Source organism: Arthrobacter livingstonensis, from assembly GCF_003219815.1.
Taxonomy (GTDB): Bacteria; Actinomycetota; Actinomycetes; order Actinomycetales; family Micrococcaceae; genus Specibacter; species Specibacter livingstonensis.
In genome coordinates, this window is the sequence record NZ_QJVD01000026.1 from 26,237 (window position 1) to 48,208 (window position 21,972).

At 66.9% G+C, this 21,972-nt stretch carries 19 protein-coding genes; 8 read left to right on the forward strand and 11 right to left on the reverse strand.

Annotation, left to right across the window (positions count from 1 at the left end; translation table 11 throughout):
• Positions 1-6: 6 nt before the first annotated feature.
• Together CVV68_RS18695 and CVV68_RS18700 are read right to left on the reverse strand one after the other, a co-directional pair.
• Positions 7-786 carry an SGNH/GDSL hydrolase family protein gene (locus CVV68_RS18695; protein ID WP_110502514.1) on the reverse strand — a complete coding sequence of 260 codons (780 nt, stop codon included), beginning with the start codon at positions 784-786 and terminating at the stop codon, positions 7-9.
• A gap of 167 nt (positions 787-953) precedes the next feature.
• Entirely contained in the window at positions 954-2,831 is a 1,878-nt protein-coding gene (locus tag CVV68_RS18700) for an ABC transporter ATP-binding protein (protein ID WP_110502515.1), read from the reverse strand.
• A 101-nt stretch (positions 2,832-2,932) separates the two neighbouring features.
• On the opposite strand from CVV68_RS18700, the gene CVV68_RS18705 reads away from it, so the two are divergent.
• Entirely contained in the window at positions 2,933-3,439 is a 507-nt protein-coding gene (locus CVV68_RS18705; RefSeq protein ID WP_110502516.1) for a MarR family winged helix-turn-helix transcriptional regulator, read from the forward strand.
• Positions 3,440-3,633: 194 nt separating this feature from the next.
• Here CVV68_RS18705 and CVV68_RS18710 read toward each other — a convergent pair whose 3' ends face one another.
• The 7 genes from CVV68_RS18710 to CVV68_RS18740 form a co-directional block, all read right to left on the reverse strand.
• The gene (locus CVV68_RS18710; protein WP_110502517.1) at positions 3,634-4,047 is read right to left on the reverse strand and encodes a VOC family protein; all 414 of its coding nucleotides are present in this window, start codon (positions 4,045-4,047) and stop codon (positions 3,634-3,636) included.
• An 86-nt stretch (positions 4,048-4,133) separates the two neighbouring features.
• The gene (locus CVV68_RS18715; protein ID WP_110502518.1) at positions 4,134-5,141 is read right to left on the reverse strand and encodes a siderophore-interacting protein; all 1,008 of its coding nucleotides are present in this window, start codon (positions 5,139-5,141) and stop codon (positions 4,134-4,136) included.
• Positions 5,138-5,980 (reverse strand): ABC transporter ATP-binding protein, encoded by an 843-nt coding sequence (locus CVV68_RS18720; protein ID WP_110502519.1) that lies wholly within the window; start codon positions 5,978-5,980, stop codon positions 5,138-5,140. The genes CVV68_RS18715 and CVV68_RS18720 overlap by 4 nt, the downstream gene beginning before the upstream one ends.
• 1 nt (position 5,981) lies before the next feature.
• A complete protein-coding gene (locus CVV68_RS18725; RefSeq protein WP_438502656.1) occupies positions 5,982-7,037 on the reverse strand; it encodes a FecCD family ABC transporter permease in 1,056 nt (351 codons plus the stop codon).
• Positions 7,034-8,071 carry a FecCD family ABC transporter permease gene (locus CVV68_RS18730; RefSeq protein ID WP_110502531.1) on the reverse strand — a complete coding sequence of 346 codons (1,038 nt, stop codon included), beginning with the start codon at positions 8,069-8,071 and terminating at the stop codon, positions 7,034-7,036. Before CVV68_RS18730 ends, CVV68_RS18725 begins: the two co-directional genes overlap by 4 nt.
• A gap of 189 nt (positions 8,072-8,260) precedes the next feature.
• Positions 8,261-9,262 (reverse strand): ABC transporter substrate-binding protein, encoded by a 1,002-nt coding sequence (locus CVV68_RS18735; protein ID WP_110502532.1) that lies wholly within the window; start codon positions 9,260-9,262, stop codon positions 8,261-8,263.
• 178 nt (positions 9,263-9,440) lie between these two features.
• Complete coding sequence (locus tag CVV68_RS18740) at positions 9,441-9,941, reverse strand: MarR family winged helix-turn-helix transcriptional regulator (protein ID WP_438502657.1); 501 nt, start codon at positions 9,939-9,941, stop codon at positions 9,441-9,443.
• Between the two features lie 130 nt (positions 9,942-10,071).
• On the opposite strand from CVV68_RS18740, the gene CVV68_RS18745 reads away from it, so the two are divergent.
• Complete coding sequence (locus CVV68_RS18745; protein WP_110502521.1) at positions 10,072-10,707, forward strand: NADPH-dependent F420 reductase; 636 nt, start codon at positions 10,072-10,074, stop codon at positions 10,705-10,707.
• Positions 10,708-10,984: 277 nt separating this feature from the next.
• Here CVV68_RS18745 and CVV68_RS18750 read toward each other — a convergent pair whose 3' ends face one another.
• Entirely contained in the window at positions 10,985-11,989 is a 1,005-nt protein-coding gene (locus tag CVV68_RS18750; protein ID WP_110502522.1) for a glutathione S-transferase family protein, read from the reverse strand.
• Between the two features lie 249 nt (positions 11,990-12,238).
• Here CVV68_RS18750 and CVV68_RS18755 point away from each other — a divergent pair, with 249 nt between their 5' ends.
• The 5 genes from CVV68_RS18755 to CVV68_RS18775 are packed head-to-tail and all read left to right on the forward strand — an operon-like array spanning position 12,239 to position 17,164.
• On the forward strand, positions 12,239-13,321 hold the full coding sequence (locus CVV68_RS18755) for an ABC transporter ATP-binding protein (protein ID WP_110502533.1): 1,083 nt from the start codon (positions 12,239-12,241) through the stop codon (positions 13,319-13,321).
• Positions 13,321-13,983 carry an ABC transporter permease gene (locus CVV68_RS18760; protein ID WP_110502523.1) on the forward strand — a complete coding sequence of 221 codons (663 nt, stop codon included), beginning with the start codon at positions 13,321-13,323 and terminating at the stop codon, positions 13,981-13,983. Before CVV68_RS18755 ends, CVV68_RS18760 begins: the two co-directional genes overlap by 1 nt.
• Positions 13,980-14,771, forward strand: coding sequence for an ABC transporter permease (locus CVV68_RS18765; RefSeq protein ID WP_110502534.1), 792 nt, complete (start codon positions 13,980-13,982; stop codon positions 14,769-14,771). Before CVV68_RS18760 ends, CVV68_RS18765 begins: the two co-directional genes overlap by 4 nt.
• Positions 14,768-15,715, forward strand: a complete 948-nt coding sequence (locus CVV68_RS18770) for an ABC transporter substrate-binding protein (protein WP_110502524.1) — start codon at positions 14,768-14,770, stop codon at positions 15,713-15,715. Before CVV68_RS18765 ends, CVV68_RS18770 begins: the two co-directional genes overlap by 4 nt.
• 9 nt (positions 15,716-15,724) lie before the next feature.
• A complete protein-coding gene (locus CVV68_RS18775) occupies positions 15,725-17,164 on the forward strand; it encodes a dihydrolipoyl dehydrogenase family protein (protein WP_110502525.1) in 1,440 nt (479 codons plus the stop codon).
• Positions 17,165-17,187: 23 nt separating this feature from the next.
• Here the strand turns inward: CVV68_RS18775 and CVV68_RS18780 are convergent, their stop codons facing one another.
• Complete coding sequence (locus CVV68_RS18780; protein ID WP_110502526.1) at positions 17,188-18,291, reverse strand: serine hydrolase domain-containing protein; 1,104 nt, start codon at positions 18,289-18,291, stop codon at positions 17,188-17,190.
• Between the two features lie 130 nt (positions 18,292-18,421).
• Between CVV68_RS18780 and CVV68_RS18785 the strand changes: the two genes are divergently transcribed.
• Positions 18,422-21,535, forward strand: coding sequence for an alpha-mannosidase (locus CVV68_RS18785; protein ID WP_110502527.1), 3,114 nt, complete (start codon positions 18,422-18,424; stop codon positions 21,533-21,535).
• Positions 21,536-21,972 lie beyond the last annotated feature (437 nt).

Genomic DNA, 21,972 nt, shown 5'->3' on the forward strand with positions numbered 1-21,972 from the left:
GGCGTGTCAGCCCTGGACCACCGGGGCGCGCAGCACTGGCCAGCGGGCGGACAGGCTGTCACCGGAGGACACCCCGCGCAGGCGCCGTCCGATCCACGGGCCCACGTATTCCCTGGTCCAGGCCGCATTGTCCTTGAAGGTTTCCGCACTGGTCCGCACTGGGATGGGCGGCAGTTCCGGCAGGGGGATGCGTGCTGTTTCGCCCAGGGTTTCCAGCACCCGGTTGGCCATGTTGATGTGCCCGGGGGTGGACATGTGCATGCGGTCGACACCCCACAGGCGCCAGTCGTTGTATTCACGGAAGCGCCAGTAGTCGACGAGTTCGGCGCCGCGGGTGTCCGCCACCTCGCGCAGCAGCTCGTTGTACACGGCGGTGCGGCCGCGGATGCCGGCGAAGACCTTGGAGCTGCTGGCGTCAAAGCCGGTAAATACCAGCACCCGCGCGCCGGTGGCGGTCAGCTTGGCAATGCCGTCGGAGTAGCTGGCGAGCATGGCGTCAATGTCCACCTTGGGCCGCAGGATGTCATTGATGCCGGCATAGATGGTCACCAGTGTGGGGTTCATGGCCACGGCCGCGTCGACCTGTCCGCTCAGGATCTGCTTCATCTTCTTGCCGCGGATGGCAAGGTTCGCGTAGCCAAAGGTCTCCCCCGGCCGTGCCGCTGCAAGCTGCCCGGCGGTGCGGTCGGCCCAGCCCCGGACCTGGTTGGGCAGTTCCGGGTCCGCATCCCCCAGGCCCTCCGTGAACGAATCCCCCAATGCCACGTACCGTGCCGAAAATTCCATGCTTTTCTCCTTGCCACACATGCTTTAACTAGGCTAATCCTATGTCTGAGGCCCGATGCCGCCGCCATGGTCCAGCGACGGCACCTGCCCGCCCGGCGGGGCTGGCGGGGAGGTCGAAATGGACTTTTGAGGCTGATAAATCGGCATCCTGGGTCCATTTCGAGGTCCTACACGGCCGGCTCCAGCTCCTCGCCGGCCGCGATGAGTGCCGCGTACGCTCCCCCGGCGTCCCGCAGCTGGGCGGGCACGCCGACCTCCACCAGCGTGCCGCCCGCCAGGACGGCCAGCTGGTCCGCGTCCGCCACGGTGGAGAGCCGGTGGGCGATGGTCAGCGTGGTGCGCCCGACGGCGAGGTGGTCCAGCGCCGCCTGGACCTGCGCCTCGGTGGTGTTGTCCAGCGCCGACGTCGCCTCATCAAGAATCAGCACCCTGGGGTTGCGCAGGATGGTCCGCGCAATGGCCAGACGCTGCTGCTCGCCGCCTGAGAAACGGTGGCCGCGTGCGCCAACCAGCGTGCCCAGGCCTTCGGGCAGCCCTGCCACAAGGTCGGCGATCCGGGCCGCGCCAAGGGCGCGCCAGAGTTCGGCGTCGCCAGCATCCGGGGCAGCGAGCTGCAGGTTTTCGCGGATCGAGGCATGCACCAGGTAGGTTTCCTGGGAAACTACGCCCACAATCCTTGCCAGAACGTCGGGGGCAATGTCCCTGACGTCCACGCCATCGATGGTCACCCGGCCACCGGTGGCATCGTGCAGCCGGGGCACCAGCGCACCCAGGGTCGATTTCCCGGAGCCCGTGGGGCCCACCACGGCCGTAGCCGTGCCAGGCAACAGCGCAAGGTCAATGCCACGCAAAACATCAGGGCCGCCGTCGTACGCGAAACGGACGCCCTCAAACCGGACCTCGCCGCGGACCGTGGCCGGGTCAAGGGGAACGGGGCGGGCCGGCGCGGTGATGTCAGGGACCAGGTCCAGGTATTCAAAGATGCGGCTGAACAGCGCCATGGCCGTGACCCACTGGACGCCGAGGTTCAGCAGTCCCATGATGGGTCGGAAGATGGAGGCCTGCAGTGCCGTGAACGCCACGATGGTGCCGATGCTCATGGTGCTGCCGGGCAGTCCGCCGGCGAAGTAGATCAGCGCCGGGATGGCGGAGAAGATGATGCCCATGGTGGCCATGCGCCAGCGGCCGGCCAGCTGGGAGCGCAGTTCCAGCCCGATCAGCCGTTCGGAGCTGTCGGTGTAGCGGGCGGCGTCGCGGCCGGTGGTGCCCAGCGTTTTGGCGAGCCGGACGCCGGAGACGCTCAGCCCCTCCTCCACATAGGTGTTCATGGTGGCGAGCTCGGCCTGCATGGTGGAGGTGATGTCGCGCCGGAGCAGGGCCACGCGGCGGGAGAACCAGACGGCGGGCGGGATGACCACTAGCGACAACAGGGAGAGTCGGGGCGACAGTGCCACCATGGCCACGGCCGTGCCAACCGCCGTGGTCAGGTTCGACGCGACGCCGGTGGCGGTGGACGTGATGACCGACTGCATGCCGGAGATGTCATTGTTCAGCCGGGACTGGACCTCGCCACTGCGGGTCTTGGTGAAGAACGCAAGTGACTGTTTTTGCAGGTGCGTGAACAGCCGGGTGCGCAACGCATGCATGATCCTTTGGCCCATGCCCGTGGTCATCCACGTCTGGACCACGCCGATGATGGCGGTGGCGGCGGCAATGGCAATCATGGCGCCTGCCAGCCACGCGAGCAGCGGGACGTTTTTCTCCGGCAGCGCCGAGTCGATAATGCCGCGGACCAGGAACGGCTGGGCCAGGCTGATGACGCTTGAGGCGGTAATGAGCAGCACGACGACGGAGATGGTCACCTTGTGCGGGGCGAACAAGGCAGTGATGCGCTTAATGCTCACAGGGTGACGTTCAAGTTGGGTTTTGTCAGCAGGGTTGACGCGGGCGGGGCCGCGGCCATCGCCGTTTGAAATTTTTGGGCTGTTGTTTCTTGGGGAGCGGGGCTCTTGGCCTCCGCGTGCGGAAGATATATTCTCCGTCATTGGCTACACCTCCAGATGGTGTGCGGGGTGCGGGAGTCGCACCAATCAATACAGAGGTTACCTCACTATGTGGTAACCCGTCAAGTTGGTAGACTGTCACCATGACTTCCATCGGAGACCACCCGGCAGACTTGGGCGAGTTGTTCCACTCCGCCTTTCGCGGCCTGCGGCGCACGTGGGCCGAGCAATTGGCGCCCTGGGAGCTGACGCCGCACCAGTGGCGGGCGCTCATGACGCTTCTGCGCCGGCGGCCGTTTGGTCAACCCGCTGGGGCTGCGGATCCTTGCACGGCGGATCCGGGTGCGCCGGAGTCGGTAGCGGCCACGGAGGCGATGCGCTTGAAGGACCTCGCCGAGCGGCTGCGGATTGCGCCCCGTTCGGCCACCGAGGTGGTGGACCAGCTGGAGTCCAAGGATCTGGTGCGGCGCAACCCCGACCCCACCGACCGTCGCGCCACGCTGGTGGTGGCCACGGCGGCCGGCTGGCAGCTTTTTGCCGACATCACGGCGGAACGCCGGGACAAGTCCAATGAATACTTCGCGCAGCTGTCCGAGGCTGACCGCGCCGAGCTGGCCAGAATCCTGGGCCAGCTCGGCGAACGGCCGTAACCGCTCGGCGGGCCCAGGCCGGCCCCTCCGCGGAAAATACCGACGCTCCCGCAGAACCGGGGGTGTTTTTACGGAGCCTCCGTCACTTACGGGGTACTTTCCACCGACGCTCTCTCACTCAAGGCTGGCACATAGGGAGAAAATGCGCGTGTTATGCGCACGCTCCCGCAGGGCGGATTTGGCAGCGCCGCGGGCTACTGCTGGGGCGTCCCGGAGATATTGACAAGCCACGGAACGCCGAACTTGTCGGTGCACATGCCGAAGGTGTCGCCCCAGGGAGCCTTGGCCAGTTGCTCGGCAACGGTGCCGCCGTCGGAGAGCTTGTTCCAATAGCCGGTCAGGACGGCGTCGTCGTCGCCGGAGAGCGAGACGGTGGAGTTGGCGGTGATTTCCATGGATTGGGGGACGTCGGCGCCCATGAGCACCACGCCATTGTCCCCGGTCAACTGGCCGTGCATGATCTTGTCAGCCTCGGCAGGGTCCTCGGAAGCGTGGAATTCGGCGAAGGTGCTTAGATCCAGCTTGCCGCCAAACACGGAGTGGTAAAACTCCATGGCATCCTTGGCGTTGTCGCGAAAGTTCAGGTAGGGGTTGAGTTGAACGGACATGTCGGGGCTCCTTGTGGGGATTGGTTGTGCTGCGATGGAAATCATTATGCTCCCCGGCCCGGCGTGTGTCTGTAGTCGCCCGGCACCTAGGCCGCAAGCACCTGCCCCATCCGCCAGTAGCCCATAAAGGCCACCGCATTACGGTCCATGCCGACGTCGCGCACCAGGTACCGGCGCAGTCCGCGGATGGCAGCCGCTTCGCCCGCGATCCACGCGTAGAGCCCGTGTCCAGAAGTGGCGACGGGCGTCTCCCAGAGAAGCGAGCCGTCAATGTCCACCTCTTCGGGTTCCTCGCCCCGCAGGCATGCCGCCGGCAGAATGACGTTCCGGACGTCCGCGTCCATGAGTTCGCCGTGGGCGGCCTGGTTCCGGGCGTGCCAGCGAACCTCGACGTTGGCCCGGGTGGAAATGTCCAGGAAGTCGGACGACGCCGGCACCTCCAGCACTGCGTGCCCGGAGACGTGGGCAGGCAGCGACTCCAGGATGGCCGCGATGGCCGGCACGGCGGTTTCGTCGCCCACCAGCAGCACCCGTTCGGCGCTGCCGGGGGCAAACTCGATGCCCAGGCAGTCTCCCCAGCGGGCGCAGGGACCGATCACCGTCAGGGAATCGCCCTGGGTTGCCGCACCGGCCCATTGGCCCGCGGGGCCCGAGCCGCCGTCGGGGTGCAACACAAAGTCGATGTCCAGTTCCGCCGCACGCCCCGGGCTGGCAGGAGTGCCGAGGGCGCCAGGCGACGCCGGCACTGCCGGGCGCAGGGCCCGGACCGTGTAGGTCCGCATGGCGCCGCGCACGGATTCGTCCAGCGAGCGCCAGTTTTGATACCAGTCGTCCTGCAGCGAGCCGCGCACGGCCCGCAGTTCCGGAAGCCGACGCCCGGCCGGCGGGATGAGAACCTTGATCCGCAGATCCAGGGTCTCCCCGTCCACGCCGGTGCCAAACAGCTCCAGGTCAGGGCCGGTGAACGTAATGCGCCGGAAGTGCGGCGTCAGCTGCTGCACCTCGGCGACGGCCAGTTCAAAGGTCCGCATCGGCTTGACCGGATCCTCGACGGCTGGCGCCTCCGCCGGGGCAATTCCCACTAGTGCACTCATGCCTGTACTCCTTCCAAAGCACGCGATCCCAAAAATTCCGCCCGCCGGCCCAGCGGCACCACCAGCGGGGTGCCCGTCACCGGATCGGGGACCACCACCGACTCCAGCCCAAACACCTCTCGCACCAGCAGCGACGTCAACACGACGCCCGGCTCCCCCTCGGCCACGATCCGGCCGTCCTTCATCGCGACCAGGTGGTCCGCATACCGTGCCGCCAGGTTGAGGTCGTGCAGCACAATGGCCACCGTGGTTCCGCGCCGGGCATTGAGCTCGGACACCACGTCCAGCACCTCCACCTGGTGCGCCAGGTCCAGGTAGGTGGTGGGCTCGTCGAGCAACAGCACGTCGGTTTCCTGCGCCAGCGCCATGGCGATCCACACGCGCTGGCGCTGCCCGCCGGAGAGCTCGTCAATGTTCCGCGACGCCAGCTCCACCGTTCCGGTGACGGCCAGGGCGGCGGCGACCGCGTCGTCGTCGTGCCTGGTCCACTGCCGGAACCAGCCCTGGTGGGGGCTGCGCCCGCGGCCCACCAAGTCGGCCACGGTGATGCCGTCCGGTGCGGTGGGCGTCTGCGGAAGGATGCCGAGCTTGCGGGCCAGCGCACGGGTGGGCACCTTGTGGATGTCCGCGCCGTCCAGGTGAACCGCGCCCCCACCGGGCTTCAACAGCCTGGCCATTCCGCGCAGGAGCGTGGACTTCCCGCTGGCGTTGGCGCCAACAATGACGCTCACCTTGCCGGCGGGCAGCTCCAGCGAGAGCCCGTCCACGACCGGCGCCCCGGCGTAGCCGAGGGTGAGGTTGCTGGCGGTCAGGCGGGTGGCGCCGGATTCCGGGACCATGTCAGCCTCCTTGGTTGGTGCGATTGGAAGAAATAAGCAGCCACAGCAGGAACGGCGCACCGAGCGCACCGGTCACCACGCCCACGGGCAGGGACGTGCCGGGAATGGCATTGACGGCCGCGAAATTGCCGGCCAGCACAATGGCGGCACCCACCAAAGCGGCCAGCGGAAGCGACGGTGCCCCGGCGTTGAGCCGCTTGGCGATGGGCCCCGACAGAAACGCGACAAAGGAGATGGGTCCGGCCGCCGCGGTGGGCAGAGCTGCCAGCAACACGCCCAGCACTGTCAGCAGGAGGCGCGCCCGCGGCACGTTGAAGCCCAACCCGGCGGCGGTGTCCTCGCCCAGCGCCAGCCCGCGCAGATCACGGGCGCCAAGCCCGGCGAACGGCAGCAGCACCGCCAGGGCCACTGCCAAAATGGCCACCTTGTTCCAGTCGGCCGAGTTCAGCGAACCCGTCAGCCAAACCAGGATGTCCTGGGCGTTGCTGATATCGGCGCGGGACAGCAGGAAGGTGACGGCGGCCTGCATAAAAGCAGCGGCCCCGATGCCAATGAGGATCAGCCCGGTTCCGCCGCGACCGCGCGCCAGCCAGGTGATCAACAGCGCCACCGCGAGCGCACCTGCCATGGCTGCCACGGACACCCCTGTCCCGCCGACGCCAAAAAGCACAATGGCCGCAACGGCCGTGGCACTGGCCCCGTAGCTGATGCCAATGATGTCCGGGCTGGCCAGCGGGTTGCGCAGCATGGATTGGAAGATGGCCCCGGCCACGCCAAACGACGCCCCGGCCAGCAAGCCGAGCACCGCCTGCGGAAGCTTGTTTTCCATGACGATGAAACTGGCGCCGGGGATGGTTTCACCGCCCAGCATGCCCAGGAAGTCGGGGATGGTGACGGTGTAGCTGCCCAGCAGGATGTTCACTGCCAGCAGCCCCGCAACCAGTGCGGCCAGTGCACCCGTAATCCAGGCACGACGGCGGCGCGGCCCCCTGCGCTGCTCGCGCACCCAGGCGCCGCCCGGGTTGACAGGCACCTCGGTCTTTTCAAGGACGCTCACAGTTCAGCCTGCCTTCCACGGCGCACCACGGCAATGAACACGGGCGCCCCCATCATGGCCGCGAGGATGCCGGCCGGAACCTCGCCGGGGAGCAGGATGACGCGGCCCGCGACATCGGCCAGCAACAGGATGGCGGGGGCAGCCAGCAGTGACATCGGCAGCAGCCAGCGGTAGTCGGGCCCCACCAGCGCGCGCAGCAGGTGCGGAACCACCAGCCCAATGAAGCCGATGGGTCCGGCGAGTGCGGTGGCCGAGCCGCACAGCAGCACAATCCCCACGGCGGAGACCGCGCGGCCCAGGCCCGGGCGGTGGCCAAGCCCGCGGGCGGTGTCGTCGCCCAGGGCCAGGGTGTTCAGCAGCTTCCCGGTGGCGAGCAAAATCACGGTGCCCACGATGACAAACGGCAGCACGGCATCGACCGAGTCCCACGATTTTCCAGCGAGCGCACCCACCTGCCACGTGCGGAACAGGTCCAGCGAATCCTGGCTGGTCACGAGCATGGCGCTCATGAGCGAGCCCATGCCGGCTGCCATGGCGGCCCCTGCCAACGCCAGTTTCACGGGGGTTGCCCCGCTGCGGCCCAGACTAGCCACGGCATACACCACGACGGCGGCCACGGCGCTTCCGGCAAACGCAAACCAGAGGTATGAAGAGACGCTGGAGACGCCCAGGAAGAAGATGCCCGCCACCACGGCCAGCGACGCACCCGCATTCACGCCGAGGATGCCGGGATCGGCCAGGGGGTTGCGGGCAACGCCCTGCATGGACGTGCCAGCCAGGCCCAGGGAGGCACCCACCACCAGGCCGGCCACGGTGCGCACCACGCGGGAAGCGACAACGGCGTGGTCGCCGTTGCCCGGATCAAAATGGAACAGCGCGTCCAGCACGGTGGGCAGCGGCACGTTGCGGGCGCCTACCGCCAACGAGGCGAGCGCGGCCGCCGCCAGCACGGCGGCCAGCACCACGAGCCAGATGACCCGGCGCCTGACCGATATCGAGGTGCTTGCACGGGGGCCGCCTCCGGCGGTTTCCATCGCGGCAGGCGCCCCGGCCCCACGCACCCCGGCGGCAGGCGCCCCGGCGGCAGGCACCCCGGCGGCAGGCACCCCGACGCCTTGCGCGCCAAGCACCCCGGCGGCAGGCGGGAGCGACGCGCCGGCGGGTGCCGGCGTCGTACCTCCAACTGGGATTTTCAGGGCGGGTGCACCCATGCGGAACTGTCCTTAGGCCTTGCTGGCTGCGGCGCCGAGCTCCGGCAGGAACGCATCCAGCGCCCAGGGCAGGCTCAGTGGGGAGGAGGCGGAGATCGCCAGGGTAAGTGTGTTGTCGGTGTCCGCCACGAACGCGCCCTTCTTGACGGCCGGGATCTGGCCCAGCAGGGGGTCCTTCACGATCGCGTCCTTCGTCTTGGCGTCCGGGACCCAGCTGACAAACACCTGCGAGGCGAGCTGGTTGGCCTTCTCGGCGGACCAGGGGATGAAGAATCCGGTCTTGCCCTTTTCGGCCTCGACGACCACAGGGGCCAGCACCATGCCGATGCTGGTGAGGAACTTGGGGCGGTTGTCGGCCGAGAGGTAGACGTTCACGCCGTCGCTCTTGTCGGGTTCCAGATTGCCGTAAATGTACGTCTTGCCCTTGATTTGCGGGTACTTCTCGGCCTGCCCGGTGATGGTCTTCTCCGTTGCGGCGATGAGGTCCTTGGCGGTCTGGGACCTGCCGAGCGCGGCGCCGATCATGGTGGTGGAATCCTGCCAGGAGGTCGCGTACGGGGCTTCCGGGTAGGCGATGACGGGGGCGATTTTGCTGAGTTTGTCGTAATCCTCCTGCGTCAGGCCCGAGTAGGCGGCGAGGATGATGTCCGGGTTGGTCTTGGCAACCTCGGTGAAGTTCACGCCGTCCACTTCCGAATACTGCGCCGGGCCCTTTTCACTGCCGACGGCGGCGCCCGCCTTTTGCAGCGCGGCGTCCTTCCACGGGGTGGAGCCCTGCGCGTTGCCGCCCCAGTCGTCCTTGGGCATGCCTACCGGAATCACGCCCAGCGCAATGGCCACGTCGGCATTGACCCAGGACACCGTGGCCGGGCGCCGCGGTGCGGACTTGATGACGGTTTCGCCAAACTTGTGCTTGACCGTCACCGGAAAGGTGTCCGTGGTGGTGTTGTCCGTGCCTGCGCCTGTTGTGCCGCCCGCGCCAACCGCTCCGGTGGAGCACCCCGCCAGGGTCATGCCGGCTGCCGCCACGGTTGCCAGGAGTCCGAACTTCAGGCCCTGTCGACGCGAAATCTCCACAATTGTTCCTTACGGTAAGCCGGTATGCGCCCGCCCAAGTTAAGCAAGCCTTACCTACCCTAGTGGAATTTTTTGCCAATAGGGAACACAATTGTGACGTATTGGACTTGAAGCGTCACGGAGCAGGCGTGCGCAGGATCCAGTGCCCGGCATCCATGCCGCGCACGATCTTGCGGCCAATGCGGGCCAGATCGGCCACGTCCCGCCGGTCCAACTGGTCAAATACCAGTCCCCTGACGGTTTCCACGTGCAGCGGCGCCAGGTCCCGGATCAGCTCTGCACCCACCGCCGTGATGGTGGCCGCGGTGACCCGGGCATCGTCGGCATGCGTGGCCCGCTCCACCAGCCCGCGGCCCTGGAGTTTCTTCACCACATGCGAGAGCCGGGACAGGGAGGCGCTGGTCCGCGCCGCGAGTTCGCTCATGGGCAGCGTGCGGCTCGACGCCTCGGACAGCATGGCCAGCACGTTGTAGTCAAAAAGGGACAGCTTCGCCGCCTGCTGCAGCGGCCCCTCCAGCGCGCCCGGCAGCAGTGTTGTGGTGGACAGCAATGCCAGCCACGCGGCACGCTCCTCTTCGCTCAACCAGCGGGGCCGCAATTCACTCATGGGAGACATCATTCCACGGTTCCATGTTCGGGCCGACTGCTCAATGATTTGCTTGACACTTCAACTAATCAGACTTATCTTTAGTTGTAGCTTCAAGTAAAAATCTCCAATAACTCCTTTTTGGGAAAGTAGGAACACCATGAGCACCATCACCATCATTGGCTCCGGCAATATGGCCCGCGGCATTGCCGCCCGCGCCGTCGCAGCAGGACGGCCCGTGGAAATCCTCAACCGCGACGAGGCAAAGGCCGCCGCACTGGCAGCCGAACTTGGCGCCAACACCACCTCCGGCAAGCTGGGGCAGTCACCCTCCGGCGGCATTGTGGTCATGGCCCTGCCCTTCGACGCGGCCAGGGAAGTGGTGTCCACCTACGGCGACGCCCTGGCCGGCAAGACCATCATCGACATCACCAACCCCGTCAACTTCGAGACCTTTGACTCCCTTGTGGTCGCCCCGGGCTCTTCGGCCGCGGAGGAAATCGCTGCCCTGACGCCCGCCAACGTGGTGAAAGCCTTCAACACGACCTTTGCCGCCACCCTGGTGGCCGGTGAAATCGGCGGCCAGACGCTGGATGCTTTCCTTGCCGGCGACAACGCGGAGGCAACCGCCGCCGTGGCGTCACTGGTGTCCGACGGCGGCATGCGCCCCATCGCGGCCGGCCCGCTGAAGCGTTCACGCGAACTGGAAGGCTTTCAGTTCCTGATCATGACGCTGCAAGCCAACCCTGCGTTCGAAACCTTCAACTGGAACACTGGACTGAAGATCACCGTCTAGCGCCGTCGATCCAGCCCGGCGAAAGTACAGCACTGGCGACCTTCCACCCGTGGAGGTCGCCAGAGCTGTACTTTGGGCAAGTTCAGGACCCGCCAACCCGCCAGAGCTGTACTCTCGAGGCGGCGGAGCCGGTGTTTTTGTAGACCGGTGTCAGGGAGGCCCGGAGGCCGCCCGCGGCCGAGGACCGGAAAGCCGGACGGAAAAACGTCGGGCCGCCGCCTGCACCAGCTACGCGTCAACGGGCCGCGTGGTGGCTGTTGCGGCCAGCCACCTGCCCCTACGCGTCCACGTCACGCGTGGGCGCTGTTCCGTCGCCAAACGGGCGCCCGCCCAGCACTTCGCGGCCATGCGGGGTCAGCCAGCCGGACGTGTCCGGCCCCTTGGGGACGATCTGCGTGGGGTTCAGGTCCTCGTGGACCACGTAGTAGTGCTTCTTGATCTGTTCAAAGTTCACAGTGTCGCCAAAGCCGGGAGTCTGATAGAGATCCCGCGCATACGCCCACAGGGCAGGCATCTCAACGAGCTTGTTCCGGTTGCACTTGAAGTGCCCGTGGTAGACGGCATCAAAGCGGACCAGGGTGGTGAACAGCCTGACGTCCGCCTCGGTGATGGTGTCCCCCACCAGGTAGCGCTGCGTGGCGAGACGCCCCTCCAGCCAGTCCAGCGCCGTGAAGAGCCGGTCGTACGCGGCGTCGTAGGCTTCCTGGCTGCCCGCAAAGCCGCAGCGGTAAACACCGTTGTTGACCTCCGTGAACACCCTCTTGTTGACGGTGTCGATCTCCTCCCGGAGCGCCTCCGGGTACAACGCCGGTGCGCCCTCCCGGTGAAAGACACCCCATTCCGTGGAGAAGTCCAGCGTGATCTGCGGGAAGTTGTTCGTCACCACGGCACCGGAGGGCACGTCCACGACGGCGGGGACGGTGATGCCGCGCGGATAGTTGGGCGTCCGCTTGAAGTACGCGTCCTGCAGCCGTTCGATGCCCAGCACCGGGTCAACACCACCCGGATCCAGGTCAAAGGTCCATGAGCGGGCGTCGTGCGTGGGCCCGCACACCCCGATCGAAATGGCGTCCTCCAACCCCAGCAGCCGGCGCACGATGGTGGACCGGTGCGCCCACGGGCACGCCCGCGCCACGACCAACCGGTAGCGTCCGGGTTCCACGGGGTAGCCGTCCGCGCCGTCGCGGGTGATCCGCGTTTCAATGTAATTCGTGTCCCGCGTGTATTCACTGCCCGTGACGTAGCTGCCCTCGGTGCTGAAATCCTGGTCTTGAGTGTCCATGGGGCCAGCCTATGCCGCCACGCCCTCCCCGGTAAGCGCTAAGCGAAACCGGCCCCGTGAATCCGCCGCTTTCGCTCCCACCAGCCCAAAGGCTGCTTTACTCGGCAAAATCACCCTGTCTATGATCGAGGACAGCAGGTTAATGTCACCAACAGTGAGGACCCGCAAATGGTCGTGCCGGATGTTTCACCAAGCGCCGACACCAGCACCGTCCCCGCCAGTCCGTCCCACGGCCAGGCTGGCACCGCCATGATTGAATTCCACAACGTGGTGAAAAGCTACCAGGGCGGGCAGCCCGCCGTTGAAAACCTGAACCTGGGCATCGACGCCGGAAAAATTACCGTCTTTGTGGGACCCTCCGGCTGCGGGAAGACCACTTCGCTGCGCATGATCAACCGCATGGTGGAGCCCACATCCGGCACCATCACGGTGGGCGGGCGCAATGTCAGCACGATTGCCGCCCCCGCGCTGCGCCGTTCCATGGGGTACGTCATGCAGTCTGCCGGGCTGCTCCCGCACCGCACCGTCATGGACAACGTCACCACCGTGCTGCGGCTGAACCGGGTGCCGCGCGTAAAAGCCCGCGCCCGCGCCGCCGAGCTCCTGGACACGGTGGGCCTCTCCTCGGCGATGGGCAAGCGATACCCCAACCAGCTCTCCGGCGGCCAGCAACAGCGGGTGGGTGTGGCCCGTGCCCTCGCGGCAGATCCGCCCGTGCTGCTCATGGACGAACCGTTCAGCGCCGTGGACCCCGTGGTGCGCGCCGAGCTGCAGCAGGAGCTGTTGCGGCTCCAGCGGGACCTCGCAAAGACCATCGTCTTCGTCACGCACGACATTGACGAGGCCACGTTGCTCGGGGACAAGGTGGCCGTGTTTGCCACCGGAGGGCGCGTGGCGCAGTATGCGGCTCCGGAGGAGATCCTGCGCGCCCCGGTGGACGACTTCGTGGCCTCGTTTGTGGGCCGGGACCGCGGCTTCCGCCATCTTTCCTTCCATGCCGGGACGGGCGTTCCCGTCCACCCCGCACCGTCCGTGACGTTGGATGACGGTGTCACCACCGCCGCCGGATGGGCGCTGGCCGTTGACGCCGGCAACCGGCCGCTGGGCTGGCTGGCGCCGGGCAGCAGCGAACCACTGCTGCCCGGCGGCTCCCTGTTCCATGCCGGCGACTCCCTGCGCAATGCCCTGGATGCCGCGCTGTCCTCGCCGTCCGGTCTGGGCGTTGCCGTGGACGACGGCGGCAGGGTCGCCGGGGTGGTCAAGGCGCCCGAGGTGCTGGCCGCCATCGACGCCGCCAGGGTTTCCCAACACAATCCTGAAACCCAACGCTGATGGAGTGGTTCCTGGCCAACGTGCCGCAGGTCCTCTCACTCACCGGATCGCACCTGGTGCAGGCGGTGGTGCCCCTGGTGCTCAGCGTCATCATTGCCATTCCGCTGGCACAGCTGGCCCGGCTGAACAAAGGTTTGGGCGCGTTCATCCTCTCCGTGGGCTCGCTGCTGTACACGATCCCGTCGCTGGCGTTGTTTGTGATCCTGCCCGGCATCCTTGGCACCAAAATTCTGGACTTTGCCAACATCGTCGTGGCGCTGACCATCTACGCCGTGGCCCTGTTGGTCCGGTCCACCCTGGACGCCCTGAACTCAGTCGACGACGGTGTCCGCCAGGCAGCCACAGCCATGGGCTACAAGCCCTTCCAGCGCTTTCTGGCCGTTGACCTGCCACTCTCGGTACCCGTGCTGTTTGCCGGGCTGCGCGTCATCTCCGTCAGCAACATCTCCCTGGTGACGGTGGGCGCCCTGCTGGGAATCCCCAGCCTCGGCTTCTTCTTCACTGACGGGCTGCAGCGCAATTTCCCCACCGAAATTCTCGTGGGCATTGTGGGCACGCTGGTGCTGGCCATGCTCATGGACGTAGTGCTGGTCCTGCTACAGCGCTTGCTCACTCCATGGCTGCGGACACGTCCAACCACGACGGCGGAGGTGGCCGCATGAGCCTGGCCGCGACCAACTATTCCGCATCCAACCCGTTCGGCCAGGGGCTGCAATGGCTTAAGGACCCGGCCAACTGGCAGGGGGCCGCGGGCATCCCGGCGCGCATCATTGAGCACCTGGGTTATTCCGGCCTGGTCCTGCTGATTTCCCTCGTCATAGCCGTGCCCGTCGGACTCTACGTGGGGCACACCGGCAAGGGACGCGTCGTGGTGGTATCCCTCTCCGGGCTGCTCCGGGCACTCCCAACACTGGGCATCATGACCCTGTTTGCGCTGATGGCCACGTCTACGCTGTCACTCATGCCGGCCATTTGGGCGCTGGTGCTGCTGGCCGTGCCGCCCATCCTGACGGGCACCTATGCCGGGATCTCCGCCGTCGAACCGGGCATTGTGGACTCCGCCCGCAGCATGGGCATGACCGAATGGCAGGTCTTGCTCCGGGTGGAGGTGCCCAACGGCCTGGCCGTGATGCTGGGCGGATTCAGGTCAGCCGTGCTGCAGGTGGTGGCTACGGTCGCCGTCGTGGCCTTCATCAGCCTCGGCGGCCTGGGCCGGTTCATCATTGACGGGCTGGCCGTGCAAGACTACGGTCAGGTGCTGGGCGGGGCCGTCGTCATTGCTGTCCTGGCCATCGTCATCGACGGGCTGCTGGCGTTGTTGCAGCGCTTTGCCGTCTCCCCAGGTTTACAAGTTTCCCGTCACATTCCGGCAGACATTGCCCCCGGCAGTGAACAATTGGCATCAGGCAGTGAACCATTCGCTGCCCGCACCACAGGAGGAACACCATGACGAACTTTTCCCGAACCGCCCGCCGGTCCCTATTGGGTGCAGCAGCCGGACTGTCTGTCCTGTTGGCGGCCACGGCCTGTGGCGGCAGTCCGCTCGCCACCGACACGGCCAGCACCGGCGGCTCGGCAGGCTCCGGAGCCGTGGTGGTGGGCTCCGCCAACTTCCCGGAAAGCGCCACGGTGGCCGAAATCTATGCCGGCGCGCTAACCGCCGCCGGGGTCACGGCCACCACCAAACTGAACATTGGCGCCCGTGAGGTCTACGTCAAGGCCGTGGAGGACGGCTCCATCGACATCGTTCCGGACTACACCGGGAACCTGTTGGGCTACCTCGATCCCAAGACGACCGCCGCCACGCCCGAAGAGGTGCTCAAGGATTTGCCCGCCGCACTCCCCTCCGGGCTGTCAATCCTCGACGCCGCCAAGGCCGAGGACAAGGACTCCATGGTGGTGACCGCGGAAACCGCCGCAAAGTACAAGCTGAAAACCCTCGACGATCTCGCCAAGGTGTGCAGCACGCTCACGCTGGGCGCCCCGCCGGAATTCAAGACGCGGCCGTACGGCCTGCCCGGGCTGAAGGCGAAGTACAACTGCGTGCCGGCCAAGTTCACCCCCATCAGCGACGGCGGAGGACCGTTGACCGTCAAGGCGCTGCTCAACAACGACGTCCAGGTGGCGGACATCTTCACCACGTCGCCGGCCATCCCGGAAAACAAGCTGGTGGTGCTGACCGACCCGAAGAACAACTGGCTGGCGCAGCAGGTGGTGCCGCTGGTCAAGACGGCCAAGGTCAGCGACGCGGCCAAGGCAGCCCTGAACAAGGTCTCCGGCCTGCTCACCACCGATGACCTGATCGCCTTGAACACCGAGGTCAGCGGCGCCCAGAAGATGGATCCGAAGGACGCCGCAGCTGCCTGGCTGAAGGACAAGGGAATCACGAAGTAGGGAGTTGCCATGACTGAGCCCGGAACAACCGAAACGGTCGATGTCGTCGTGGTCGGCATGGGCCCCGGCGGCGAGGCGGTCGCCGGGGAGCTGGCTGCGGCCGGGCTCAGTGTGGTGGGCGTCGAATCGCGCCTGGTGGGCGGGGAGTGCCCCTATTTTGGCTGCATCCCGTCCAAAATGATGATCCGGGCGGGGAACGCGCTGGCCGAGGCGCGCCGCGTGCCCGGGCTCGCCGGCCAAGCCGATGTTGTGCCTGACTTTTCCCTGGTGGCCCGGCGCATCCGCGAGGAGGCCACCGACAACTGGGACGACGCCGTTGCCGCCAAGCGCTTCACCGACAAGGGCGGGGTGCTGGTCCGGGGAACCGGGCGGCTCACCGGCCCGCGGCAGGTCACGGTCGCAAGGAACGACGGCGGTGAGGCCAGCTACTCGGCGCGCCTCGCCGTCGTGCTCAATCCCGGCACCAACCCGGCAGTGCCGGACGTCCCCGGCCTGGCGGGCACACCGCTGTGGACCAACCGGGAGGCCCTGCAGGCGGAAGCCGCCCCGGCGTCGCTCATCGTGATGGGAGGCGGTCCCATCGGCGCCGAACTGGCACAGGCCTTTGCCCGGTTTGGCACCCACGTCACCGTCGTGGCGAGGGGACCGCGCCTGGTTCCGCGCGAGGAGCCGGAGGCGTCCGAACTGCTGGCCGGGGTGTTCCGCGGCGAGGGCATCGACGTACTCACCAACACGTCCATCATGTCCGTGGCGCATTCCGGCGACGGCTTCACGGTGGAGCTGTCCAGTTCCCCGGGCACCGAGGCCGACGGCGGCAAGCGGGTTTCGCGGTTGACTGCGGAAAGGCTTTTGGTCGCCGCCGGCCGTTCCTCAACGCTCGGCACCCTGGCCCTGGACGCCGCGGGCATCGTCTGGGATGGCAGGAACCCTCCCGCCGTGGACGGCCACCTGCAACTGGCGGACGGCCTTTATCTGATTGGCGACGCGGCCGGGGCCGGGGCCTTCACCCACATGTCCATGTACCACGCAAACATTGTGGCCGGGCGAATCCTGGGGCAGCACTTCCAGCGGCCGGACAGGGGAACCACCGAATCCCACGCCGTGCCACGGGTGACCTTCACCGATCCGGAGATTGGCGCCGTCGGACTGACGGAACAACAGGCCCGCGATGCCGGGCTGAACGTTCGGACCGGGTCCACGAACCTGGCCGAATCCACGCGCGGCTGGATCCACGAAGCCGAGGGCCTCATCAAGGTCGTTGAGGACGCGGACAGCGGCACCCTGGTAGGCGCCGCCGCCGTGGGACCCAAGGGCGGGGAGGTTCTGTCCATGCTGGCCCTGGCCGTCCACGCCCGCGTGCCGGTGGCCACGCTGGCGACCATGATCTATGCCTACCCCACCTTCCACCGGGCCGTTGAATCCGCGCTGGCGGACCTCCGCCGTCGTTAAAGTTCGAGAAAACGACACCTCCCTCAGCGCGAAGCGAGCACCGCCCTGCGCACCGCGGCGCTGAGCTGCATGGCCCGCCCGGCCGTTCCGCCTTCCTCGCTCCATGCCGGCACGTAGCCAAAGCCAACCCCGTAGAGGGGGTCGGCGTAGCCCAGGGCCGCGTTGGCGCCGTCGTGCCCAAAGGCCTGCGCACTGCCAAAGTCCTTGCGCGGGTGGGACTTCATGAACGTGATGGCGAAGGCGCTGGCGTCGCAAAAGACCCTGTCCAGGCCCCAGACCTGCTCCTGGGACATGGTGGCGATGGTCTCCGGCGACAGGTACGCGGGCAGCCCGTCCAGGCCCGTGATGGCACCGGCATAGACGCGGGCCAGGCCGTCGGCCGACCCCACGCCGGCGCCGCTGCAACTGCCGGCGGCGCGGACGCTGCGGATGTTGGGCAGTCCCAGCAGGTCGCCGGCCTGCACATTGCCGGAAACTCCCGCGATGGAGTGGGGGTCCAGGAAATCCGGCGCCGGAGCGTCCGCAAAGAGGACCGGACGGAAGCGCGGCTCCTCAGATTCGGGCAGCCCCAGGAACATGTCCGCGGCATAGGGCTCGCGGATGCGCCGGTTGTACACGTCCTGCAGGCGCTCGCCCGTGACCCGGCGGCACAGCTCCTCCAGGAAAACACCCATGGTCAGGGCGTGGTAGCCAAAGGTGCCGCTGCCGGGACGCCACATCGGCGCCATGTTCGCGAGCCGGTCCGCGACGGCGGGGAGATCGTTGTACTCCTCCATGGCGAAGCCACCCTGCACGCCCACGAGACCGGCCTGGTGTGAAAGCAGCTCGCGGACCAGGATGCCGCCCTTGCCGTTACCACCAAACTCGGGCCAGTACGCGGCCACGGCGGCGTCGACGTCGATAAGGCCATCCTGCACCAGCAGGCTGAAGGCCAGCGCCGCCACGCCCTTGGAGCAGGAGAACACGCCCGTGAGGGAATCTGCGGACGATTCCGGGCCGCCCACCAGGTCCACCACCTTCTCGCCGTCGCGGTACACGGCCAGCTGGGCGCTGTAGGCGGGGTCGGCGTCGACCATGGTGTCAAACAGCTCGCGGACGGCGGCGAATTCATCGGTGGCAAAGTTCATGGTTCCACTCTAGGGAACAACTGCCTCGCCCCTGCCAATGCGCGCGGGAGCGTACGGGACCAGCTGAGGCCCCCGACACTAGACTGAGAGTCCGTGAACCCCTGAGCAGCTCCCGGAAGGTAACCCGCGCATGCATGACAAGCACGCCGTGATCGAGAACCGCCTCAAGCGGGTCCTGGCGGAACGGATCAAGCCCGCCATTCACACTCCCGTGGCACAGCTGGCGCTGGCGGCGTGGCATGTGGAGGGCGGCGCGGGCGAACCCGTTGCCCCTTCGGTTGCGCTGGGGCTTGCCGGGCCGGGCACCAACCAGGAAACCGTCCAGCACGACGGCGGTGCCTCCTACACGCCGTTTGCCGTCGGCCAGGCGTGGGGCCCGGCCTGGGGAACCAGCTGGATCCATGTCAGGGGCACGGTCCCGCCGGAGGCTGCGGGCCACACGGTGGAGCTGGTGGTGGACTTGGGCTTCAGCCAGTCGTGGCCGGGATTTCAGGCCGAGGGGCTCGTGTACCGCCCGGACGGCACGGCCGTGAAGGCCCTGAACCCCCTGAACACCTGGGTTCCCGTGGTGGAGGAGGCACGCGGCGGGGAGGAGATCGACCTCTTCGTCGAAGCGGCAGCCAACCCCTTTGTGTTTACGGACAACCCGTTTGTGCCGAGCCCGCTCGGCGAAAAATCCACGGCCGGGCCGGAGCCGCGCTACACCATGGCCCGGGCGGACATCAACATTTTCAACACCTCCGTCTGGGAACTGGTGCAGGACCTGGAGGTGCTGGACCAGCTGGCGGCCGAACTGGACCTGGGGAACCCGCGGCGCTGGGACATCCTGTACGCCCTGGAACGTGCGCTCGACGCCGTGTCCCTGACGGATGTGCCCGGCACCGCCGCCGCGGCCAGGGCCGAGCTGGAAGACGTGTTGGCCCGGCCGGCCCACGCCAGCGCCCACCAGCTCAGCGCCGTCGGCCACGCCCACATTGACTCGGCCTGGCTGTGGCCCGTGCGCGAGACCGTCCGGAAGGTGGCCCGCACCACCTCCAATGTGGTGGATCTGCTGGCCAGCCATCCCGAGCTGAAGTACGCCATGTCCTCCGCACAGCAGTATGAGTGGCTCAAGGAGCAGCGCCCCGAGGTGTATGCCAAGGTCAAGGAGGCCGTGGCGGAAGGGCGCTTCATCCCGGTGGGCGGCATGTGGGTCGAATCGGACACCAACATGGTTGGTTCCGAGGCCATGGCCCGCCAGTTCACGTACGGCCAAAGGTTCTTCCGCGAAAACTTCGGCGTGCAGTGCCAGGAGGTGTGGCTCCCGGACTCCTTTGGCTACTCGGGCGCCCTCCCGCAGATTGTGAAGCTGGCCGGCGCCAAGTGGTTCCTGACGCAAAAGATCTCCTGGAACACCGTCAACAAGTTCCCGCACCACACCTTCAACTGGGAAGGCATTGACGGCACCCGCCTTTTCACGCACTTCCCGCCTGTGGACACCTACAATTCGCAACTGTCCGGCCAGGAGCTGGCGCACGCCGTGAGCAACTTCCGCGACAAGGGCGCGGCGACGCATTCGCTGGTGCCGTTTGGCTGGGGCGACGGCGGCGGCGGGCCCACGCGCGAAATGTTGGCCCGGGCGCGCCGCACCAAAAACCTGGAAGGATCAGCGCAGGTCACCATTGCCTCGCCCACTGAATTCTTCACGGCCGCGGAAGCCGAATACCCCAACGCCCCCGTGTGGAAGGGCGAACTTTACTTGGAGCTGCACCGCGGGACTTATACGTCACAGGCGCTGACCAAGCAGGGCAACCGCCGCAGCGAACACCTGCTGCGCGAGGCCGAGCTGTGGAGCACCACGGCAGCAGCGCGCGGCCTCCTCGACTACCCGTACGACGAGCTGGACCGGATCTGGAAGCTGGTGCTGCTTCACCAGTTCCACGACATCCTGCCCGGTTCCTCCATTGCCTGGGTGCACCGCGAGGCCGCCGAACGGTATGCGGAAATTGCCGCCGACCTCAACGCGCTCATCTTCGAAGCAATGGAGGCCTTGGCGCCGTTCGTTGATCCCGTTGGGCCAGCCTCGGAGGTCGACTTCGCGAACCTCACGCTCTTCAACGCCTCCCCGTACCCCCGCCGCGGCATCGCCCCGCTGACTGCGGGCGTCCCGGAACCGGCCACATCGGAGGTGACGGTGGAGCGGGACGGTGCAGACGTCGTCGTGCATAACGGGCTCATCAGCGTCCGCTTCGGCGCGGACGGCGTGATCAGCTCGATCGTGGACGTAGCCGCGAACCGCGAGCTGGTGCCGGCCGGGCAGGGCGCCAACGTGCTGCAGCTGCACGCCGACTTCCCCAACATGTGGGACGCGTGGGACATTGACGAGTTTTACAAGAACACCGTTACGGACATCCGCGAGCTCGATTCGCTCGAGGCCACGCTGCTGGACAGCCAGGCGGAGATCACCATCGAGCGATCATTCCGCAATTCGCATATATCCCAACGCGTACGCATCGCCCCGGATTCGAAGACCATCATCATCTACAACGACGTTGACTGGCACGAGCAGGAGACACTGCTCAAGGCCGCCTTCCCGCTCGACCTGCATGCCGACCACGCGCGTTTCGAGACGCAGTACGGCCATATCCAACGCGCCACGCATGAGAACACCTCGTGGGACAACGCCCGATTTGAGGTGTGCGCGCACCGCTGGGTGCATGTGGGCGAGCCCGGATTCGGCGCAGCGGTCGTCAACGATTCCACCTACGGGCACGACGTTTCCCGCCACCCCGGGAGCAACGGCTCAAGCTTCACCACGGTGCGGCTGTCGCTGCTGCGCGGCCCGCGTTTCCCCGACCCGGAGACGGACCAGGGCCGGCATTTCTTCACTTACGGGCTCGTCGTGGGCGCCGAGGTGCAGGACGCCGTGGAAGCCGGGTACGCGCTGAATCTGCCGTGGCGAGGCACGAGGGCTGATGGCGCAGCCGTCGAACCCCTCGTCAGCACGGATTCCTCCGCTGCACTGATCGAGGCCGTGAAGCTGGCCGATGACCGCAGCGGCGACGTGATTGTCCGCCTGTACGAGCCGCTCGGAGCCCGGGCCTCGGTGACGCTTTCGGCGTCTTTTCCGGTTGCTGCCGTGGTGGAGAACAACCTCCTTGAGCAGCCGTACGACGCCGGATCGCTCACCTTCGCGGACGGACGCATCGGCGTGGCCCTGCGTCCGTTCCAAATCCTGACCCTGCGCTTAACGGCAGCCGCCTGAGCCACGAGTGGTTGGGTCCGCCAAGCCCCTGCACCGACGCCGTATCACCTTTGGCGCGTTATTCCAGAACGCCATATCACCGTTGGCGGTGAAATGCCGGACGCCGTATCAGCGTAGGGGTGGTTTCGCTGAACGCTCGCGCACCAACCGTGGGTGCGGCCCCCGCGTTCACTCCCCGGGCCGCGTCCCGGCGGTGTCCGGCGTTCACTCCCCGGGGTCGTGTCCAGGGGCCGTGCGACGGGAATCAGGGACAAGCAAGTCAGAAAAAATAATTAGAATAAATCTTCGGATATATATCCGAAAACAATAACAGAACACGTATAATTTGTGTTATGAGCAAGCCGGTTCTTGACCCCGGCGACGGGGACGGTCCCGCCACACAGGATGTGGCGGCACTCATCGGTGCGGTTGTTCTTCCCTCCATTGAACCCTTTGGC

Bases quoted from the DNA above. Each gene is read 5' to 3' on its own strand.
- CVV68_RS18695 (WP_110502514.1), bottom strand. From the start codon at position 786: ATGGAATTTTCGGCACGGTACGTGGCATTGGGGGATTCGTTCACGGAG.
- CVV68_RS18700 (WP_110502515.1), bottom strand. From the start codon at position 2,831: ATGACGGAGAATATATCTTCCGCACGCGGAGGCCAAGAGCCCCGCTCC.
- CVV68_RS18705 (WP_110502516.1), top strand. From the start codon at position 2,933: ATGACTTCCATCGGAGACCACCCGGCAGACTTGGGCGAGTTGTTCCAC.
- CVV68_RS18710 (WP_110502517.1), bottom strand. From the start codon at position 4,047: ATGTCCGTTCAACTCAACCCCTACCTGAACTTTCGCGACAACGCCAAG.
- CVV68_RS18715 (WP_110502518.1), bottom strand. From the start codon at position 5,141: ATGAGTGCACTAGTGGGAATTGCCCCGGCGGAGGCGCCAGCCGTCGAG.
- CVV68_RS18720 (WP_110502519.1), bottom strand. From the start codon at position 5,980: ATGGTCCCGGAATCCGGCGCCACCCGCCTGACCGCCAGCAACCTCACC.
- CVV68_RS18730 (WP_110502531.1), bottom strand. From the start codon at position 8,071: ATGGAAACCGCCGGAGGCGGCCCCCGTGCAAGCACCTCGATATCGGTC.
- CVV68_RS18735 (WP_110502532.1), bottom strand. From the start codon at position 9,262: ATGACCCTGGCGGGGTGCTCCACCGGAGCGGTTGGCGCGGGCGGCACA.
- CVV68_RS18740 (WP_438502657.1), bottom strand. From the start codon at position 9,941: ATGTCTCCCATGAGTGAATTGCGGCCCCGCTGGTTGAGCGAAGAGGAG.
- CVV68_RS18745 (WP_110502521.1), top strand. From the start codon at position 10,072: ATGAGCACCATCACCATCATTGGCTCCGGCAATATGGCCCGCGGCATT.
- CVV68_RS18750 (WP_110502522.1), bottom strand. From the start codon at position 11,989: ATGGACACTCAAGACCAGGATTTCAGCACCGAGGGCAGCTACGTCACG.
- CVV68_RS18755 (WP_110502533.1), top strand. From the start codon at position 12,239: ATGATTGAATTCCACAACGTGGTGAAAAGCTACCAGGGCGGGCAGCCC.
- CVV68_RS18760 (WP_110502523.1), top strand. From the start codon at position 13,321: ATGGAGTGGTTCCTGGCCAACGTGCCGCAGGTCCTCTCACTCACCGGA.
- CVV68_RS18765 (WP_110502534.1), top strand. From the start codon at position 13,980: ATGAGCCTGGCCGCGACCAACTATTCCGCATCCAACCCGTTCGGCCAG.
- CVV68_RS18770 (WP_110502524.1), top strand. From the start codon at position 14,768: ATGACGAACTTTTCCCGAACCGCCCGCCGGTCCCTATTGGGTGCAGCA.
- CVV68_RS18775 (WP_110502525.1), top strand. From the start codon at position 15,725: ATGACTGAGCCCGGAACAACCGAAACGGTCGATGTCGTCGTGGTCGGC.
- CVV68_RS18780 (WP_110502526.1), bottom strand. From the start codon at position 18,291: ATGAACTTTGCCACCGATGAATTCGCCGCCGTCCGCGAGCTGTTTGAC.
- CVV68_RS18785 (WP_110502527.1), top strand. From the start codon at position 18,422: ATGCATGACAAGCACGCCGTGATCGAGAACCGCCTCAAGCGGGTCCTG.